Consider the following 18929-nt stretch of genomic DNA (forward strand, 5'->3'; position numbering starts at 1 on the left):
CCGCATGGCCAGTGGAATCAAGGACAAGGTCGCCATCCTCGGCATGGGTTGCAGCCGCTTCGGCGAGCGCTGGGACGCGAGTCCCGAAGACCTGATGCTGGAGGCCTACAACGAGGCGATGGCCGATGCCGGCATCACGCCGGACCAGCTGGGCGCCGCGTGGTACTCCACGCACATGGACGACGTGGGCACGGGCCGCGGCGGCACGCCCATGAGCATCGCGCTGCGGCTGCCCAACATCGGCGTCACGCGGGTGGAGAACTTCTGCGCCGGCGGCTCCGAGGCCATCCGCGCGGCGGTGTACGCGGTGGCCGCGGGCGCGTGCGACATCGCGCTGGCGCTCGGCGTGGAGAAGCTCAAGGACACCGGCTATGGCGGCCTGCCCATGGCGCAGGTCGGCACCTACATCCCGCAGTGGTACCCCAATGCGGTGGCGCCGGCGAACTTCGCGCAGCTCGCGAGCGCCTATCGCGCGCGCCATGGCGTGGACGCGGCGCTGCTGAAGCGCGCCATCTCGCACGTGTCGGTGAAGAGCCACGCGAACGGCGCGAAGAACCCCAAGGCGCACCTGCAGAAGGAGATCACCGAGGAGCAGTGCCTGAAGGCGCCGACCATCGCGGCGCCGCTGGGCCTGTTCGACTGCTGCGGCGTCTCCGACGGCGCGGCCGCCGCCATCGTCACCACGCCCGACATCGCGCGCGGCCTGGGCAAGACGGACCTCGTCACGTTCAAGGCGCTGCAGCTCGCGGTGTCCAACGGCTGGGAGCTGCAGGGCAGCGGCTGGGACGGCAGCTACGTGCACACGGCGCGCATCGCGGCGAAGAAGGCCTATGCCGAGGCCGGCATCACCGATCCGCGGCGCGAGCTCAGCATGACCGAGGTGCACGACTGCTTCTCCATCACCGAGCTGGTGACCATGGAAGACCTGGGCCTCTCCGGCGAAGGCGAGGCGGTGCGCGACGTGCTCGATGGCGTGTTCGACGCCGAGGGCGCGGTGCCGTGCCAGATCGACGGCGGCCTCAAGTGCTTCGGCCACCCGGTGGGCGCCAGCGGCATCCGCATGCTGTACGAGATCTACCTGCAGCTGCAGGGCCGCGCCGGCCGCCGGCAGCTGGCGAACCCGAAGACGGGCCTGATCCACAACCTGGGCGGCCAGCCTTCGCAGAACGTGTGCTCGGTGTCCATCGTGGGGCTGCAGGGTGTCTGAAGCGCCTGAGCCCGTGGTCCTGCTGGATCGCCCCGCGCCGCACGTGGCGCGGCTGCGCATCCATCGCCCGGACAAGCGCAACGCGATGGATCACGCCGTGCGCGAGCTGCTCATCGCCCACCTGCGCGAGCTGCAGGCCGATGCCTCGGTGCGCGCGCTGGTGCTGGGCGGCAGCGGCGGCACGCTCTCGGCGGGCGGCGACGTGCCCACCATGGCGGGGCTCAGCGAGGAGCAGGCGCGCCAGCGCATGCAGCACGGCCATCTGCTGTGCCGCTTGCTGGCCCATGCACGCATCCCGGTGGTGACGGCGATGGAAGGCATCTCTGCCGGCGCAGTGGTCGGCCTGGCGCTGCTGGGCGATCACATCGTGGCCGGGCCCGGCACGCGCGTGCTGTTCCCGTTTCTCAAGCTGGGCCTGGCGCCGGACTGGGGCCAGCTGCTCACGTTGCCGCGCCGCGTGGGCATCGGCCCGGCGCGCCGTCTGTTGACGGCGGGCATGCCGGTGACGGGCGAAGAGGCGCACCGCATCGGCCTGGCCGACGAGCTGGTGCCGGACGACCAGGTGATGGACCGCGCCGTGGCCCATGCGGCCGCCCTGGCCCTGCTGCCATTGGAAGCCTACGGCCGCATGAAGATGCGCCTGAACCACCCGAGCGCGACGCTGGATGACGAACTGTCCCGCGAGGAAGACGACCAGGCCGCGCTGCTGACCGGCCCCGAGTTCGCCGAAGGCTTCGCCGCCTTCCGCGAGAAGCGGGCGGCGAAGTTCACTCCAGACACATGACTGCCTCTACCCCCGATCTCGTGCGCGTGGAGCGCGAAGGCGCCGTCGCGCTGCTCACGCTCAACCGCCCCGACAAGCGCAACGCGCTCGACCTCGCCATGCGCGCCGCCATCGCCGACGCCTTCCGCGCGCAGGACGCCGATGCCGCCGTGCAGGCCATCGTCATCACCGGCGGCGAGGGCATCTTCGCCGCGGGCGCGGACCTGAACCTGCTGGTGGACAAGGGCGCGCAGGACGTGGCCGATCTGGACCTGGGCCAGTACTGGGCGCCGGTGGCCGGCTGCCGCAAGCCGGTGATCGCCGCGGTAAGCGGCTTCGCGCTGGGCGCGGGCTGCGAGCTGGCGCTGATGGCCGACTTCATCGTGGCCGACATGACCGCGCGGCTGGGCCAGCCCGAACTGGCGGTGGGCATCATGCCTGGCGCGGGTGGCACGCAGCGCCTAGTGCGCGCGGTGGGCCGGCAGGTGGCCAGCCTGATGCTGCTCACGGGCGAGCCGTTGACCGGTGAGCGCGCCTTCCAGCTTGGCCTGGTGGCGGAGCTGGTCGAGCCCGCCCAGCTGAGACTGCGCGCGATGGAGCTGGCGCGCAAGGCGGCGCGCATGCCGCCCAAGGCGGTGCAGGCCACGCGCCGCGTGCTGCGCCAGGGCGCGGATCTGCCGCTGGATGCGGCGCTGGCGCTGGAACATCGCGAGTTCCTGCTGTTGTTCGACACCGCCGACAAGACCGAGGGCATGCGCGCGTTCCTCGACAAGCGCAAGCCGGTGTTCAAGGGGAACTGAGATGAACCCGACCGTCATCGGCGTCGTTGGCGCCGGCACCATGGGCCGCGGCATCGTCCAGCTGTTCGCGCAGGCCGGGCACGTGGTGCGCTGCCACGACGCCCAGCCCGGCGCTGCCGCGAAGGCGGTGCAGGCCGTGCTGGACCAGCTGACCAAGCTCGTCGAGAAAGGCCGGCTGAGCGCCGACGCGCTGGCGGCCATCCGCGGGCGGATCCACGTGAGCGAAGACCTGGCCTCTTTCGCCGACTGCGATGTGGTGATCGAGGCCATCGTGGAAGACCTCGATGCCAAGCGCGCGCTGTTCCGCGCACTGGAGGCGGTGGTGTCGCCGGAGGCCATCCTCGCCTCCAACACCTCCTCCCTCACCGTCGCGGACATCGCCGCCGCCTGCGAGCAGCCGGCGCGCGTGGCCGGTCTGCACTTCTTCAACCCGGTGCCGCTGATGAAGGTGGCCGAGGTGATCGCGGCCGTGCGCACCGCGCCGGCGGTGGTGGAGACGCTGCGTACCCTCAGCGAGGGCGCCGGCCACCGCGCCGTGGTCACGGCCGACCAGCCGGGCTTCCTGATCAACCACGCCGGCCGCGGCCTCTACACCGAGGGCCTGCGCGTCGTGGAGGAGCAGGTGGCGACCCCCGCCGACGTGGACGACGTGCTGCGCGAGGCGCTGGGCTTCCGCATGGGCCCGTTCGAGTTGCTGGATCTCACCGGCCTCGACGTCTCGTCGCGCGTGATGAGTTCCATCTACGAGCAGTTCCAGCAGGAGCCGCGCTTCCGCCCGTCGTCGCTGGTGCCGCCGCGCGTGGCCGCCGGCCTGTTCGGCCGCAAGACGGGCGAGGGCTGGTACCGCTATGTCGAGGGCCGGCCCGAGCGCCCACCTGCCCGCGAGCGACCCGCCGTTCCCGCGGGTGTGTCGGTGTGGATCGATCCCGCCGCGTCTGGCCACGGTGAGCTGGCCACGCTGCTGCAGGCCGCCGGCGCCCGCCTGGAAGGCGAGCCGGCCCGGGCCGACCTCGGCATCGTGCAGCCCTGGGGCGAAGACGCCACCAGTGCGGCGGTGCGGCTGGGCCTGGACGCTGCGCGCACCGTGGCGGTGGACCCGATCACGCCGCTCGCGCTGCGTCGCACGCTGATGCTCACCATCGCCACCGCGCCGGCCGCACGGGACGCGGCGCTGGCCCTGCTGGCCGCGGACGCCGTGCCGGTGACGGTCATCAACGACAGCCCCGGCTTCATCGCCCAGCGCGTGATCGCCACCATCGTGAACATCGCCGCCAACATCGCGCAACGCGGCATCGCGAGCGTGGCCGACCTGGAGGCCGCGGTGCAGCTCGGCCTGGGCTACCCGCGCGGCCCGCTCGCCTGGGGCGACCACCTGGGCGCCGAGCGCATCCTCGCCATCCTGCGCGCCCAGCACGCGGCCACGGGTGACCCGCGTTACCGACCCAGCGCGTGGCTCGTGCGCCGCGTGGCGCTCGGCCTGCCCCTCACCACGCCCGAAGCGGCGCGCTGACTCTCACCCTTTCTTGGAGACGACAGACATGACGAATGCATCCCCGCTGCGCTTCGACGCGGTGGTCATCGGCGCCGGCGCCGGCGGCCTGAGCGCCGCGGCGCGCCTCACCGCGGCCGGCCAGCGCGTGCTGGTCGCCGAGCGGCTGAACCGCCTGGGCGGCCGTGCCTCCAGCGAGACCATCGACGGCCACATCGTGAACATCGGCGCCATCGCCATCGAGCGCGGCGGCGTGTTCGAGGAAACCTTCGATCTGCTGGGCGTGCCGCTGGACATCCGTGAGCCGAACCCGGCCACGGTGTTCTACATCGACGGCAAGGTGATCAACGTCGCCAAGGGCGGCTGGGGCATGCTGCTGGGCACCTTCACCAAGCAGGCGGCCAAGATCGGCGCCAAGTTCGCGGATGCGCGCGCGGGCGACCTGCCCGAGGCGAAGATGAGCACGCAGGAGTGGCTGGCCCAGTACACCAGCAACGAGACGGTGCATGCCATCTTCCGCAACCTGTGCGCGGCCATCTTCGCCGCCAACGCAGACGAACTGCCGGCGCGCGCCTTCCTCACCTACTTCGCGATCAAGGGCGCCTTCAAGCGCTTCGGCTTCTGCCCGCGCGGCACAGTGGGGCTTTGGGATGACCTGGCCGGCGGCATCCGCAGCCGCGGTGGCGAGGTGTGGACGGGCGCGAGCGCCACGCGCCTGCATGTGGAGGGCGGCCGCCTGGTCGCCATCGACATCGAGCGCGGCGGCGTGACGCAGCGCGTGGAGGCGGGCGCCTTCATCAGCAACATCGGGCCGGCGGCCACGGCAGCATTGCCCGGCGCGGAGGCCATGGGCGCCCACTACGTCGCGCAGTCGCGCGCCACGCCGAAGCCCGCCGCCAACATCGTCATCAACTTCGCCACGCGCGAGCGCCTGCTTGACGTGCCCGGCCTGGTGACCTTCGGCAAGACGCGCCGCCTGTGCAACATGGGCGAGCTCACCGCCACCTGCCCGGAGCTGGCGCCCGCCGGCTGGTACCAGTACGTGGCCTATGCGGTGCCGAAGCCGGCCATCGGCGACTTCGACGAGAAGGCGGAGATCGAGGAGTCCCTGGCGGACCTGCGCGAGCTGTTCCCCGGCTTCGCGGGTGCCAAAATGCTCTCCGTCCGCGTGATGCGCGGCGACTGGCCGGCGCAGCGTTCCTGCGCGGGCTTCGACATGCCGCAGGACACCCCGCTGGCCAACCTCTGGCACGTGGGCGACGCGGTCAAGGATTACGGCGACGGCGGCACGCAGGCCTGCGCCTACACCGGCCGCGAAGCGGCGAACAAGGCCCTGGCTGCGCTGGAGCGCGCCCCGGCCTGAGAAAGGACGATGCCATCGTGATGGACGACACAAGGCAGTTGCAGGTGGCGCAGGCGCGGGGCGTGCTGCAGGCGTGGCGCGCGGCCTTCGACGCCGCCACTGCGGCATTGGCACGCGACTGCCTCAATGAGCGCGGCCGGCTCGACGCTCGCCGGCTGGACGCGCAGCAGGTCCCCAGCTTCGAGCTGGCCTGGGCCGCCGCGGACCTGCTGGCCGCCGAGACGGCGGTGGAGGCGCTCACGACCGACGCCACGGATGCCGATGCCGCGCTGGCGCTGGTCTTCCTCACCGAAGTCGGGTCCGAGCTGCTGCGCCGGCTGGAGGCCGTGCAGATGGATCTGGGCCTCGACGCCACCAGCGTCAGCGCCCTGCGGTCCCACCCCGCCTGGCTGGACCTGCTGCGCACGGCGGGCGGCGCGCGGGCGCTGGAAAGCGCGGGCCGTGCCGTGGCCGGCACCGATGGTGAGGTCGGCCCGCGGGACCTCGACGAGCCGCACGCCCTGGCGCAGGATGCCTTCCGCCGCTTCGCCGCCGAGGTGGTGGCGCCGCAGGCCGAGGCCATCCACCGCGAAGACCTGACCGTGCCCGAGAGTCTGCTGCAGCCGCTGCGCGAGATGGGGGTGTTCGGCCTCGCCATCCCGCAGGCGCACGGGGGCAGCGCGCCGGACGACCAGGAAGACGCCACGCTGATGGTGGTGGTGACCGAGGCCTTGTCCGAAGCTTCGCTGGCCGCCGCCGGCAGCCTGATCACGCGGCCCGAGATCCTGAGCCGTGCGCTCATGGCGGGCGGCACCGAGGCGCAGAAAGCGCACTGGCTGCCGCGCCTGGCCGCCGGTGACCCGCTCTGCGCCATCGCCATCACCGAACCCGACTATGGGTCGGACGTCGCCGGCCTGGCGCTGCGCGGGACGAGCGTGCCGGGCGGCTGGCGCCTGACCGGCGCCAAGACCTGGTGCACCTTCGCCGGCAAGGCGGGTGTGCTGATGGTGGTGACGCGCACCGACCCGGATCGCTCGCTGGGCCACAAGGGCCTGAGCCTGCTGCTGGTGGAGAAGCCCTCGTTCGACACGCATGCGTTCGAGGTCAAGCAGCCGGACGGCGGCCGCCTCACCGGCCGCGCGATCCCGACCATCGGCTATCGCGGCATGCATTCCTTCGATCTGGCGTTCGAGGACTTCTTCGTGCCCGACGCCAACGTGATCGGCGGCGAGGCGGGCCTGGGCCAGGGCTTCTACTACACCATGGCCGGCATGGTGGGCGGCCGCATGCAGACCGCGGCGCGTGCCTGCGGCGTGATGCGCGCCGCGCTGCGCGCGGCCATCCGGTACACCGCGGACCGCAAGGTCTTCGGCTCACCGCTGGCCGACTACCCGCTGACGCAGGCGAAGCTCGCACGCATGGGCGCGCGCCTTGCCGCCTGCCGCCACCTGGCCTATCGCGTGGCGAAGCTGGTCGATGCCGGGCAGGGCCGGATGGAGGCGAGCCTGGTCAAGCTGCTGGCCTGCCGGTCCGCCGAGATGATCACGCGCGAGGCGCTGCAGCTGCACGGCGGCATGGGCTACGCGGAAGAGACGGCCACCAGCCGCTACTTCGTGGATGCGCGCGTGCTCTCCATCTTCGAGGGCGCGGAAGAGACGCTGGCGCTGAAGGTGGTGGCGCGGGCGCTGTTCGAGCGCGCGCTGGGCGTCACGCCCACGGCGGGCTGAGCAGGGTGCAGGCGATGGCAACGACCGGCATCCTTGACGGCCTGCGTGTGGTGGAGGCCGCGGCCTTCGTCGCGGCGCCGCTGGGCGGCATGACGCTGGCGCAGATGGGCGCAGAGGTGATCCGCATCGACACGCTGGGCGGCGGGCTCGACTACCGCCGCTGGCCGGTGACGGACGACGACACCAGCCTGTTCTGGTGCGGCCTGAACAAGCACAAGCGCTCGGTGGCGCTCGATCTCGCGAAGCCGGAAGGCCGCGAGCTGGCGATGGCGATCATCACCGCGCCGGGGGACGAGGCGGGCCTGTTCCTCACCAACTTCCCGCCGCGCGGCTGGCTGGACCACGAGGCGCTGCAGGCGCGCCGGGCGGACCTGATCCAGCTCACGCTGCAGGGGGACCGCCACGGCGGATCGGCGGTGGACTACACCGTGAACGCCGCGGTGGGCGTGCCCTTCATCACCGGCCCCGAGGACCTCGACGAGCCGGTGAACCACGTGCTGCCCGCGTGGGACCTGATCACCGGCCAGATGGTCGCGGTGGGCCTTCTGGCCGCGGAGCGGCATCGCCGCCGCACGGGGCAGGGCCAGCATGTAAAGCTCTCGCTGTATGACGTGGGCCTGGCCGTGATGAGCCACCTGGGCTTCATCGCCGAGGCGCAGCTCGGCCAGCAGCGCCAGCGCCATGGCAACGAGCTGTTCGGCGCTTTCGGCCGCGACTTCACTTGCGCCGACGGCGTGCGCGTGATGCTCGTCGGCCTGACCGGCAAGCAGTGGCGGGCCATCCGTGAGGCCACGGGCATCGGCGAGCAGGTCGATGCGCTGGGCGCTCGGCTGGGCCTGGACCTCGCGCGCGAGGGGGACCGCTTCCGCGCGCGGCGCGAACTGGCCGACCTGGTGCGGCCGTGGATCGCGGCACGGCCCTTCGCCGAAGTGGCGCGCACGCTGGAGCAGCACGGGGCGTGCTGGGGACGCTACCAGTCCATCACCGAGATGGTGACGACCGATCCGGATTGCAGCGAGGCCAACCCGATGTTCCGCCGCGTGGCGCAGCCGGGCGTGGGCGAGATCCTCGCGGCAGGCCTGCCGCTCGACTTCAGCGCCGCGGCGCGCGTGCCGGCCGCGCCGGCGCCGCGCTTGGGCGAGCACACCGAGCATGTGCTCAGCGAGCTGCTGGGGCTGACGCAGGGCGCCTATGGCGCGCTGCGCGAGAAGGGCGTGGTGGGGTAGGGCGCGCGCCGACCGCTCGTCGGTTCCCCATCGCGAAGCCGCCCTTCGCCATTCACGAATCCGTGCAAACCCGATGCCCAGGCGCCAGACTCCGCGCCTAACATAAACCGACGCGTCGGACTAAAGACGCGAACCGGCCCTGATCGTTCCGTCCCTTTCCAACCGCCAACGGAGACCCCGCCATGTTGATCCCGAAATCCCTGCGCCGCCTTGCCGCGGTGCTCGCTGCCGCCGGCTGCGCCTTCGCCGCCGCCGGTGCCTCCGCACAGACCACGGTGCTGAAGTACTCCAACTGGCTGCCCGCCGGCCAGGCGATGCGGGTGCAGGTCATCGAGCCGTGGATCGCCGAGGTGGAGAAGGTCACGCAAGGCCGCGTGAAGATCGACACGCTACCCAAGGTCGTGGGCACGGTGCCGGCGCAGTTCGACGTGGCGCGCGACGGCCAGGCCGACCTGGTGGTGTTCATCCCCGGCTACACGCCCAACCGCTTCGACATCCTGGAGATCGCCCAACTGCCGTTCCTGGGCGACAACCCGGAGGTGCTGGCGCCCGCCGTGGACCGCTTCTATCGCCGGCACCTGGCCTCGTACAACGAGTTCAAGGGTGTGCATCCGCTGTCGGTGTACGTCGTCTCCCCGGGCCAGCTGTTCAACCGCGTGCGGCCCATCCGCACGCTGGCGGACTTCAAGGGCCTGAAGATGCGCAGCCCGCAGGCCAGTGCCACGCAGGCCCTCACGCTGCTGGGCGCGGTGCCGGTGAGCAAGCCGGTGAGCGAGACCTATGAGCTGCTCTCCTCGGGCGTGCTCGATGGCACCTTCATGCCGCCGGAGTCGATCCCTGCCTTCAAGCTGACCGAGCTGGTCTCGCACGCCACCATCGTGCCGGGCGCCATCTACAACACGGTGCTGGTGCTGGGCATCAACGAGGACAAGTGGAAGGCGATCAGCCAGGCCGACCGCGACGCGATCACCCGCATCTCCGGCGAGGCCTTCGCGCGCAACATCGGCAAGGCCTACGCCAATGGCGACAAGGCGGCGTTCGAGACCCTGCGCAAGGCGGGCAAGAGCGTGGAGACCCTGTCGCCGGCGGTGGTGGCCGAGCTCAAGACCGCGCTGCAGCCGATCGAGAAGGACTGGATCGAGAAGGCGCGCAAGAAGGGCGTCGCCGATCCGCAGAAGCTGCTGGACCAGATGCGCGCCGACATCGCCGCCGGCCGTTGAGATCGCATGCGTAAGGAAGCATCGGCACTGCCGGCTCGCGCGCTGGAAGCGGTGGGCGTCGTCGCGCTGGCCGTGCTGATGCTGGTGGTGCTCGTCGACGTCGCCGGCCGCAACCTCTTCAACCGGCCGCTGCCCTGGGGCACCGAGTTGCTGGAGGTGGTGCTGGCGGTGATGGTCTTCGCGCTCTATCCACTGCTGGCGCTGCGCGCCACGCACATCGTGGTGGACCTGATCCCGGTGCCCGCCGCCCTGCGCCTGCCGCAGCGCCTGCTGTCGGCGCTGGTCGGTGCCGTGCTGTTCGGCGTCATCGCCTACTGCACCGGCCGGCAGGCGGTGCGCTCCGCCACCTACGGCGACGCATCCGCCCTGCTGAAGATCCCCACGGCCTGGGTGCTGTGGGGCATGTGCGCGCTGTCCGTCGTCACCGCACTCGCCTTCCTGGTGGCGGCCTGGCGGCGCGATGCCACCCGAGCGGCCGTGCACGGCGTGGCATTGGACTAGCGATGCTCGCCACCTGCCTCGGCTTCCTCGCCGCCTTCTCGCTGATCCTGTTCCAGGTGCCCATCGCCACCGCGCTGGGCCTGGTGGGCTTCGGCGGCTACGTGCTGCTGAGCGGCTGGACGCCGGCGTTCAGCATGGTCGCCACCATCACCCGCGACAGCACGCTGGTCTACACGCTCATCGTGCTGCCGCTGTTCGTGCTGATGGGCAATCTGGTGGCCGGCGCGGGCATCTCGCAGGATCTGTTCCGGGCTGCGCAGGCACTGATCGGGCGCCGGCGCGGCAGCCTGGCCATGGCCACCGTCGCGGCCTGCGGCGGCTTCGGCGCCATCTGCGGCTCCAGCGTGGCGACCGCGGCCACCATGGGCAAGGTGGCCATTCCCGCCATGCGCCGCCTCGGCTACGGGGATTCGCTGTCGGCCGCGGCGGTCGCCGCCGGCGGCACGCTGGGCATCCTCATCCCGCCCTCGATCATCATGGTGGTGTATGGCGTCGCCACGCAGACGCATATCGGCAAGCTGTTCGCGGCCGGCATTGTGCCGGGCCTGATCGCGGTGGTGGGCTACATCCTGGCCGTGAAGTTCAGCGTGTGGCGCGATCCAGGCCTGGCGCCGGCTGTGGATGAGACCGAAGCGTCCAACGGCCGTGCGTTGCTGGCCTCGCTGTGGCCGGTGGTGGCGATCTTCGGCGTCGTGATGGGCGGCATCTACGGCGGCCTGTTCACCGCGGTGGAGGCTTCGGGCATCGGTGCTGCCGCCGCGCTCGTGTTCGCGCTCGGCCGCCACAACCTGCGCCTGCGTGACATCTACGCGATCTTCGTGGACACGGCGCAGACCTCGGCCATGATGTTCGGCATCATCCTGGGCGCCGCGCTGTTCGGTGAGTTCGTCAACATGACCGGCGTGCACGAGGCGCTGCTCAAGCTGGTGCAGGGCAGCGGCCTGTCGCCCTTCGGCATCGTGCTGATGATGATCGCGGTGTACCTGGTGCTGGGCTGCGTGCTGGAGAGCCTGTCGATGATCCTGCTGACGGTGCCGATCTTCTTTCCGATCATCAAGGCGCTCGGCTTCGATCCGGTCTGGTTCGGCATCCTCATCGTGGTGGTGGTGGAGATCGGCCTGATCACGCCGCCCATCGGCGTGAACCTGTTCGTCATCCGCTCGGTGGTGCCCGACGTGCCCATGCGAACGGTGATCCGCGGCGTGATCCCGTTCATCGTCGCGGACCTGGTGCGCGTGCTGCTCATCGCCGCGGTGCCGGCGCTGTCGCTGTGGCTGCCCGGCCTGCTGTTCAAGAGCGCCACGGGATAGGGGGCGCCACATGGTGGAAGTCATGGAAGCGGGCGGCGCAGCGGTGTCCCACGCCGCGCCGTTCGACGCGGCGGCCCCGAGCCTGCCAGGGCGCCTCGCTGCTTGGCTGGGCCAGCAGTGGGGTCAGCCCGTAGCGGTGTCGCGCTGGCAGCGCTTTCCGGTCGGCATGTCGTGGGTGACCATCGGCTTCACGGCCACCGTCGGCGGCGAAGAGCAATCCCTCATCCTGCGGCTGGGCGACCCCAAGGGGCTGTTCGCGCCCTACCGCACCGAGCCGGAATACCTGGCCCTGAGCGCGCTGGCCAAGTCGCCCGGGATCCCCGTGCCGGCCGTGCTGGCACGCTGCGACGACGCATCGGTGCTGGGCGCGCCTTTCATGGTCACGGGGCGCGTGGCCGGCGACACGCCCACGCCCTGGAACAGCATGAAGCTCCTCGACGACGCCGAGCGCACGGCCCTGGGCCATGCCTTTAGCGACGCGCTGGGCGACCTGCATGCCTTCGACTGGCGGACCACGCCGCTGGCGGCCTGGGCCGAGGGCCTGACGCCCGCCAACGTGGCACGCCGCGAGCTGCACCGCTGGGCGGCCGAGGCCGGCCATCCCGCGCAGCCGCTGCCGCCGGCCATGCACCATGGCCTGCGCTGGTTGCAGGCGCGCGCGCCGGTGGCCGAGCGCATCGCGCTCGTGCATGGCGACTACCGCGTGGGCAACTTCCTGCGCGTGGGTGACCGCATCACGGCCATCCTGGACTGGGAGCTGGTGCACCTGGGCGACCCACATGAAGACCTCGCCTGGGCGTGCATGCGCGCCTTCTCGCCGGCCGCCGGGCAGGTGGGCGGGCTGGTGGACCGCGCCACCTTCCTGGCCCGCTGGTCGGCCCGCAGCGGCCTGCAGGTGGACGAGGCCCGGTTGCGCTACTACCAGGTGATGATGCAGTTCAAGTCGGCGGCCATGCTGCTGGGCGCGGTGCGTCGGGTGGAGGCGGGCCGCGCTTCGGATGCGCGCATGGCCGCCATGGGCTTCCAGCTCGCGCCGACGCTGATGGAGATGCTGCGCCTGATGGAGGCCGCATGAATACCACCCCGGCCACCCTGCTGGAGGCGGCGCGCCGCGCGCTGCGCGATGCCGTGCGGCCCGTGCTGGCCGACGAACATGCGCGCACGCAACTGGCGGCCGTGGACGACATCCTCTCGAAGCTGCAACGCATGACGGCATGGCAGCCGGCGCTGGAACGGGAGGAGGGCGATGCGCTGCGCGCGGGCGAGGCGCAGTTCACCGACCGAGCGCTGGCGCTGGGGTTCGCGCCGCCCGCGCCCATCGATGCGGGGGCGGCGGATGCCCCGCAGCAACGCGCACGCCAGCTGAGTGACTGGCTCTACGACACCGTGCCCGCGGGCGGCACCCGCGACGAGCTGGATGCGCTGCTGCGCGCGGCCCTGCGGCAGGCCGTGGCCGCCGAGCGCCGCCATATTCCCCGCACCGACTTTTCGGCGATGACCGGATCCAAGGACGATTGACCATGCTCACCCCCCAGGACGACCTGCTCGGCCACCAGACCCCCGGCAACTTCACCGACGCCGGTGGCGGCGATGTGCGCTTCACCGAGCGCTACTGGTACACCGCGCATCCGGTCGACGGCAGCGCGCTGATCCTGGATGCCGGCTTCGGCTACTACCCCAATCGCGGCGTGATGGATGCCTTCGCGGGCATCACCATCGGCCGCCGGCAGATCAACTTCCGCGCCTCGCGGCGCCTGGGCCTGCGCCCGCTGGACACCGAGGTGGGCCCGCTCAGCCTGTGGGTGGACCTGCGCACCGGCCGGCACCACCTGGCCCTGCGCGAGAACGCGTCGGGCCTGAGCTTCGAGCTGGTGTTCGAGCCGTCGCTGCCGGCCACGCAGGAGAAGCAGAGCCGGCGCGAGCGCAAGGGCGTGCTGGAGGAGGACCTGGCCCGCGTGGCCCAGTTCGGCCGCTGGTCCGGCTGGCTGGTGGCCGACGGCCAGCGGCATGAGCTGCGCCCCGACACCTGGTGGGGCCAGCGCGATCGCTCCTGGGGCATCCGCTCCGAGATGCGCACCGATCACGACAAGCCGCCCGTGCAGCAGCATGCGCAGTTCCTCTGGACCTGGTCGATGTTCCAGTTCGAGGACTGCGGCGTCTCGGTGTTCCTGAAGGAACGCGAGCCCGGGCACCCGTACTACCTGTCCTGCAGCGAGGTACGCCGCGGCCCGGACGGCCAGGTGACGCATCGCGAGGCCACGGCCGTGCGGCACGACATCACCTGGGCCGACGATCCGCTGGGCCAGACGATCCGTGAAGGCGTGCTGGACATCGAGTTCACGGTCGGTCCGCCGCGCCGCATCCGCTTCACCGGGCTGCCGGCCCGCTTCTACCTGAAGGGCGGCAACTACGGCGGCTTCGCCGGCTGGAACCACGGCGACGACCGCGGCGAGTACGCCGAGGCCCATGACGTGTGGGATCTCGACGACCCGGCGGTGCGCTTCAAGGCGCGCACGCTGTCCGATCATGTGATGCGGGTGGAGAGCGAAGGCGCCACCGGCATCGGCATCAGCGAATACGGGGTGGCGGCCGGCTACCCGCTGTACCCGGCGCCGCAGCAGTTTCCGGCGCTCTGATTGCACTTCCGGGAGACCGTCATGCAGCTCACCCAGGCCCTGACCCGCGCGGTGCAGACGCGCCATGGCCACCTGGCCACGATCTACAACGGCCGCCAGCGCACCTGGCGCGAGGTGGGCGAGCGCGTGCCGCGCCTCGCCGCCGGCCTGCGTGGCCTGGGGCTGAAGCCGGGTGAGCGCCTCGCCGTGCTGGCCCTCAACAGCGACAACTACATCGAGCTTCTGTTCGCTGCCGCCTGGGCCAACCTGGTGCTGGTGCCGCTGAACACGCGCTGGGCCGTGCCCGAGAACGTTTACAGCCTGCGCGACGCGGGTTGCGCCGGCCTGCTGGTGGACGATGCGTTCGCTGCCCAGGTGCCAGACCTGCTGGCCGGCCATGCCATGCAGCACGTCGTGCACATGGGCGATGCGCCCACGCCCGCCGGCCTGCACGCCTACGAGGCGCTGATCGCGCAGTCCGCGCCCATGGCCGACGAATGCGGCCGGTTCGACGACCTGTACGGCATCTTCTACACCGGCGGCACCACGGGGCATCCGAAGGGCGTGATGCTGTCGCACACCAACTTCATCGTCTCCTCCATCAACTGGATCGCAACGCTGCACTTCAGCGACCAGACGGTGTACATGCACTCCGCCGGGCTGTTCCACCTGGCCGGCACCTCGCCCGCGGTCGCCTTGACGCTGGCGGGCGGCACCCACGTGTGCCTGCCGAAGTTCGACGCCGTGCTGGCCTTCGAGGCCATCCAGACGCACCGCGTGAACTACGTGCTGTTCGTGCCCACCATGGTCAACATGCTGCTGAACCACCCGGACTTCAGCCGCTACGACCTGAGCAGCGTGCGCTACTGCGAGTACGGTGCCTCGCCCATGCCCGATGCGGTGCTGGCCGCCGCCATCGAGAAGCTGCCCACGTGGGAGTTCATCCAGGGCTATGGCATGACGGAGACGGCGGCGCTGACGGTCAGCCTGCCCTGGCGCTTCCACTTCGACGGCGATCATGGGCCGGCGAAGCGGGCCGCCGCGGGCCGTGCGGCCTTCGGCGTGGACGTGAAGATCGTCGATCCCGAGGGGCGCGAGCTGCCGCGCGGCACCGTCGGCGAGATCGCGGTGCGCGGCGCGCAGGTGATGCTCGGCTACTGGAACAAGCCCGAGGCCACCGCCGCGGCCATCCGCAATGGCTGGATGCACACCGGCGACGGCGCCTGGATGGACGAGGACGGCTTCATCTACATCGTCGACCGCGTGAAGGACATGATCATCAGCGGCGGCGAGAACATCTACTCCAAGGAGGTCGAGAACGCGGTGCACGCGCACCCGGCGGTGCGCGAGTGCGCCGTGATCGGCGTGCCGGATGAGAAGTGGGGCGAGGCGGTGCTGGCCATCGTGGTGCTGAAGGACGGCCAGCAGGCCACCGCGCAGGCGATCATCGACCACTGCCACACGCTCATCGCCAACTACAAGTGCCCGCGGAAGGTGGAGTTCCGCGACGCGCTGCCCCTCTCGGGCGCGGGCAAGATCCTGAAGAACGTGCTGCGCGAGCCTTACTGGCAAGGGCGCACGCGCGCCGTGCACTGACCGGCGCGGCTTGCGTCACCCGCCCGCTGGCTCAGCCCGCGGGCAGATCCTTGAAGCCGTGCACGAACAGCGCCGCGATGCGCTGGCCCAGCTCCGCCGGAGTGATGTCGCCATTGCGGCGGTACCACGAGAACGTCCAGATCATCATGCCGAACAGCAGCAGCGCGTAGGGCTTGCTCACCTTCTCCTGCGTCATCAGGCCCGGATTGATCTCACGCAGGATGCCCTCCAGCAGCTCCACCAGCTCCACCTCCAGCGCGCGGATCTCGGCCAGCTGCGCCTTGGGCAGGAACTTCAGGTCGTTCATCAGCATCACGTGCTCGTCGCGCGAGCGCGCCGCGCCGCGCATGAAGCTCTCCACGAACTGGTTGAAGCGCTCCTCCGCCGGCAGCGGCAATGCCACGATGCGACGCAGCTCCTCGGCCTGGGCCGTGATGTGCTCATGGAGGATCGCGAACAGCAGCTCCTCCTTGCTGGGGAAATAGTGGTACAGGTGCGACTTGGAGGTGCCGCACGCATTCGCCACGTCCAGCATCGTGGCGTGGTCGAAGCCCTTGCGGGCGATCAGCCCCGCCGCCCGCTGCAGGATGGTCCGCTTCTTGTCCTCGTAGTCGCTTGCGCGCACCCGTGTCATGCCTGCCCCTGTTGCCGACCCGCGTAGGGGCCGGACGCCTTGTCCATTATTAGACCGACGAGACGGACTATAGACCGCCGATGGCCCTTTCGGCATTGGGGAAACCCTTGAGGTGCCGCCACGGGCCGGGCGGCGCGAGCCGGTGTCAGATGGCTCGCACGTCCAGCAGCACGTGGCCCATCAGCGTGCCGCTTTCCACCAGGTCATGCGCCTCGGCGATGCGCGTCAGTGGCAGCCGCCGGGCCACGGTGTGGCGCAGGCGGCCCGCGCGCAGCAGCGAGTCGATCTCGTCCTGCGCCGCCTGGCGGTCCGCCGGTGCGATGTCGTAGATCATGAAGAAGCGCAGGCGGATGCTGGCCTGCATCATCCACAGCGCGGGCAGCGTGGCCTCGGTGCCCGTGATGCCGTACACCACCACCTGGCCGTGCGGCCGCAGCACGCCGGGCAGCTGCGCCGCATTGGCGGTGAGGTTGACCTCGATGACGGCGTCCACGCCATGGCCGCCGGTGAGCGCGCGCACCTGCGCTGCGAAGTCGTGTGCCCGATAGTTCACCGCATGGTGCGCGCCCGCGTCCAGCGCATGCCGCGCCTTGTCGTCGGAGCTGACGGTGGCGATCACCGTCGCGCCGCGCGCTCGCGCCATCTGCACGGCGTAGTGGCCCACCGAACCGGCGCCCGCGGTCACCAGCACGGTCATGCCCGGCGCCGCATCGACCAGCCGCACGGCATGCATGGCGGTGAACGCGGGAATGCCGAGGCAGGCACCGTCTTCCGTGGACACCCCGTCCGGCAGGCGCACGGCCTGGGCCGAGGGCAGGGCGATCCACTCGGCCGCGGTGCCGAAGGGGCGCTTCCACTGGCCGTTCCAGATCCACACCGACTCGCCCAGGCGCGAAGCTGGCACGCCATCGCCCACGGCGTCGATGACGCCCGCGCCGTCGCTGTGCGGGATGATCAGCGGCGCGATGAGCTGGCGGCCGCCGCCGCCCTTGCGCGTCTTCCAGTCGGACGGGTTCACGCCCGACCACTGCAGGCGCACGCGGACTTCGCCCGGTCCGGGCTCGGGGGTGGGCTGCTCGCCGATCGTCAGCACGTCGGCGGCGGGGCCCTGGCGGGTGTAGAAGGCAGCACGCATGGTGTCGATGCGCGGCGGCTTACTTCGGCTGCACGCGCAGCGGCAGCTTGTTCAGCATGCGCATCTGGTTGATGGGGCGGTAGGTCGGCACGCCGGCGAGCTCGATCGACTTCACCCGACGCGCCAGCTCCGACAACAGCGCCTCGGATTCGCCGCGGGCGATCATCTGGCCGATGCAGGCATGCGCGCCCGTGCCCATGGCCAGGTGGTTGCCGGCGAGCTGCGGCCGGTCGATGTCGAAGGCGTCGGGGCGCTCCCAATGCCGCGGGTCCCGGTTCGCCGCGCCCATGAACACGCCGATCTTCATGTCAGCGTCCAGGCGGACGCCCGACAGCTCGGTGGCGGCGGCCGTGGTGCGGTAGGTCACCTGGAACGGCGACTCGTGGCGGATGCCTTCCTCGAAGGCGGCCTTCACCTTGGCGGGATCGGCATGCACCTTGGCCCACTGCTCGGGATGCCTGGCGAGCTGGTGCAGCGCGAAGCCCATGCCCGAGATGGTGGAGTCGGTGCCGCCGCCGACGAAGCTGCGCACGATGTTCGAGGCCACGCCGGCCGCCAGCTCGCCCTTGTCCTCGGCCTGGAACAGCAGCTCCGCGATGGAGCCGGGCAGCACCGCATCGCGCTGCACGGTCTTCTCGAACCATTCGAGATAGGGCTGCGCCTTCTCCATGGCCGCGTGGTACAGCGCGTTCTTGGGGCCGCTCTGGTTGAATCGCATCTCGCCGATGATCAGCGTCTCCTTGCGCGGCAGCCGCACGCCCACGGCCGCGGGGAAGGCCTGCAGCACGAAGGCCTCCACGCAGTGCTCCACACCGTCGAACTCACGCCGCTCGATCAGCTCGTCCACCAGCTTGGCCGCCTTGTCGACGAAGCTCTCCTTGAAGCGCCGGATGACCAGCGGCGACAGCACGCGCGTCACGGCCGCGCGCACCTGCGTGTGCTCGGGCGGGTCCACCTCCAGCAGGCGGCTGGGAATGCGGAAGTCGCCCGGCTTGCGGATGTCCTGGATGCCGATGCCGCCGCTCGTGATGAACCGCGTGTGGTCTGCCAGCACTTCCTTCGCCTCCGCATGGCGGCCCACCGCGTACACGCCGTGCGGCTTGATCAGCACCACCGGCCCGGCCTCGCGCAGGGCGTGATGAAAGGCGTAGGGGTCGCGCAGCACCTCGATCGCGTAGGGATCGATGTCGAGCACGGGCGCATCGCGCACGGGGGTATCGGCAACAGCGGTCATTCGATTCTCCGGTTCAGCGTGCAATCTAGTCGGCGGCGACGCGCCTGTCAGTCCCTCGCGCGGGGACGTCGGGGTCTTGTCACGCCGGGGAGGGACAGACGCAACGTGACACCGTGGGTCTACTTGCGCC

General features: G+C 71.0%; 17 protein-coding genes. 14 read left to right on the top strand and 3 right to left on the bottom strand.

Going from position 1 to position 18929, the window contains the following annotated elements; all coding sequences use genetic code 11:
• Positions 1-4 precede the first annotated feature (4 nt).
• The 14 genes from ACE3T5_RS06850 to ACE3T5_RS06915 all read left to right on the top strand — a co-directional run bounded on the left by ACE3T5_RS06850 (position 5) and on the right by ACE3T5_RS06915 (position 15796).
• Positions 5-1207, top strand: coding sequence for an acetyl-CoA acetyltransferase (locus tag ACE3T5_RS06850; RefSeq protein WP_374665820.1), 1203 nt, complete (start codon positions 5-7; stop codon positions 1205-1207).
• The gene (locus ACE3T5_RS06855) at positions 1200-1991 is read left to right on the top strand and encodes an enoyl-CoA hydratase/isomerase family protein (protein ID WP_374665822.1); all 792 of its coding nucleotides are present in this window, start codon (positions 1200-1202) and stop codon (positions 1989-1991) included. Before ACE3T5_RS06850 ends, ACE3T5_RS06855 begins: the two co-directional genes overlap by 8 nt.
• Positions 1988-2770: an enoyl-CoA hydratase-related protein gene (locus tag ACE3T5_RS06860; protein ID WP_374665824.1), complete on the top strand. Its 783-nt coding sequence runs from the start codon at positions 1988-1990 to the stop codon at positions 2768-2770. The genes ACE3T5_RS06855 and ACE3T5_RS06860 overlap by 4 nt, the downstream gene beginning before the upstream one ends.
• Before the next feature lies 1 nt (position 2771).
• A complete protein-coding gene (locus tag ACE3T5_RS06865; RefSeq protein WP_374665825.1) occupies positions 2772-4280 on the top strand; it encodes a 3-hydroxyacyl-CoA dehydrogenase in 1509 nt (502 codons plus the stop codon).
• Between the two features lie 28 nt (positions 4281-4308).
• A complete protein-coding gene (locus ACE3T5_RS06870; protein ID WP_374665827.1) occupies positions 4309-5622 on the top strand; it encodes a phytoene desaturase family protein in 1314 nt (437 codons plus the stop codon).
• 20 nt (positions 5623-5642) lie between these two features.
• The gene (locus ACE3T5_RS06875) at positions 5643-7328 is read left to right on the top strand and encodes an acyl-CoA dehydrogenase family protein (RefSeq protein ID WP_374665829.1); all 1686 of its coding nucleotides are present in this window, start codon (positions 5643-5645) and stop codon (positions 7326-7328) included.
• Between the two features lie 14 nt (positions 7329-7342).
• Positions 7343-8554 carry a CoA transferase gene (locus ACE3T5_RS06880; protein WP_374665831.1) on the top strand — a complete coding sequence of 404 codons (1212 nt, stop codon included), beginning with the start codon at positions 7343-7345 and terminating at the stop codon, positions 8552-8554.
• Positions 8555-8736: 182 nt separating this feature from the next.
• Positions 8737-9774: a TRAP transporter substrate-binding protein gene (locus ACE3T5_RS06885; protein ID WP_374665834.1), complete on the top strand. Its 1038-nt coding sequence runs from the start codon at positions 8737-8739 to the stop codon at positions 9772-9774.
• A gap of 6 nt (positions 9775-9780) precedes the next feature.
• Entirely contained in the window at positions 9781-10275 is a 495-nt protein-coding gene (locus ACE3T5_RS06890) for a TRAP transporter small permease (protein WP_374665836.1), read from the top strand.
• 2 nt (positions 10276-10277) lie between these two features.
• Complete coding sequence (locus ACE3T5_RS06895; RefSeq protein ID WP_374665838.1) at positions 10278-11585, top strand: TRAP transporter large permease; 1308 nt, start codon at positions 10278-10280, stop codon at positions 11583-11585.
• 10 nt (positions 11586-11595) lie between these two features.
• Positions 11596-12660, top strand: a complete 1065-nt coding sequence (locus tag ACE3T5_RS06900) for a phosphotransferase family protein (RefSeq protein ID WP_374665840.1) — start codon at positions 11596-11598, stop codon at positions 12658-12660.
• A complete protein-coding gene (locus tag ACE3T5_RS06905; RefSeq protein ID WP_374665842.1) occupies positions 12657-13103 on the top strand; it encodes a hypothetical protein in 447 nt (148 codons plus the stop codon). The genes ACE3T5_RS06900 and ACE3T5_RS06905 overlap by 4 nt, the downstream gene beginning before the upstream one ends.
• 2 nt (positions 13104-13105) lie before the next feature.
• Positions 13106-14221, top strand: a complete 1116-nt coding sequence (locus tag ACE3T5_RS06910) for a hypothetical protein (protein ID WP_374665844.1) — start codon at positions 13106-13108, stop codon at positions 14219-14221.
• Between the two features lie 21 nt (positions 14222-14242).
• Positions 14243-15796 (top strand): long-chain fatty acid--CoA ligase, encoded by a 1554-nt coding sequence (locus ACE3T5_RS06915; RefSeq protein WP_374665846.1) that lies wholly within the window; start codon positions 14243-14245, stop codon positions 15794-15796.
• 31 nt (positions 15797-15827) lie between these two features.
• Here the strand turns inward: ACE3T5_RS06915 and ACE3T5_RS06920 are convergent, their stop codons facing one another.
• The 3 genes from ACE3T5_RS06920 to ACE3T5_RS06930 form a co-directional block, all read right to left on the bottom strand.
• Complete coding sequence (locus tag ACE3T5_RS06920) at positions 15828-16430, bottom strand: TetR/AcrR family transcriptional regulator (RefSeq protein ID WP_374665848.1); 603 nt, start codon at positions 16428-16430, stop codon at positions 15828-15830.
• Positions 16431-16575: 145 nt separating this feature from the next.
• Positions 16576-17565 carry an NADPH:quinone reductase gene (locus tag ACE3T5_RS06925; protein ID WP_374665850.1) on the bottom strand — a complete coding sequence of 330 codons (990 nt, stop codon included), beginning with the start codon at positions 17563-17565 and terminating at the stop codon, positions 16576-16578.
• Positions 17566-17584: 19 nt separating this feature from the next.
• Entirely contained in the window at positions 17585-18799 is a 1215-nt protein-coding gene (locus ACE3T5_RS06930) for a cytochrome P450 (RefSeq protein ID WP_374665852.1), read from the bottom strand.
• Positions 18800-18929 lie beyond the last annotated feature (130 nt).

The organism is Ramlibacter sp. (genome assembly GCF_041916345.1).
Lineage (GTDB): Bacteria > Pseudomonadota > Gammaproteobacteria > Burkholderiales > Burkholderiaceae_C > Ramlibacter.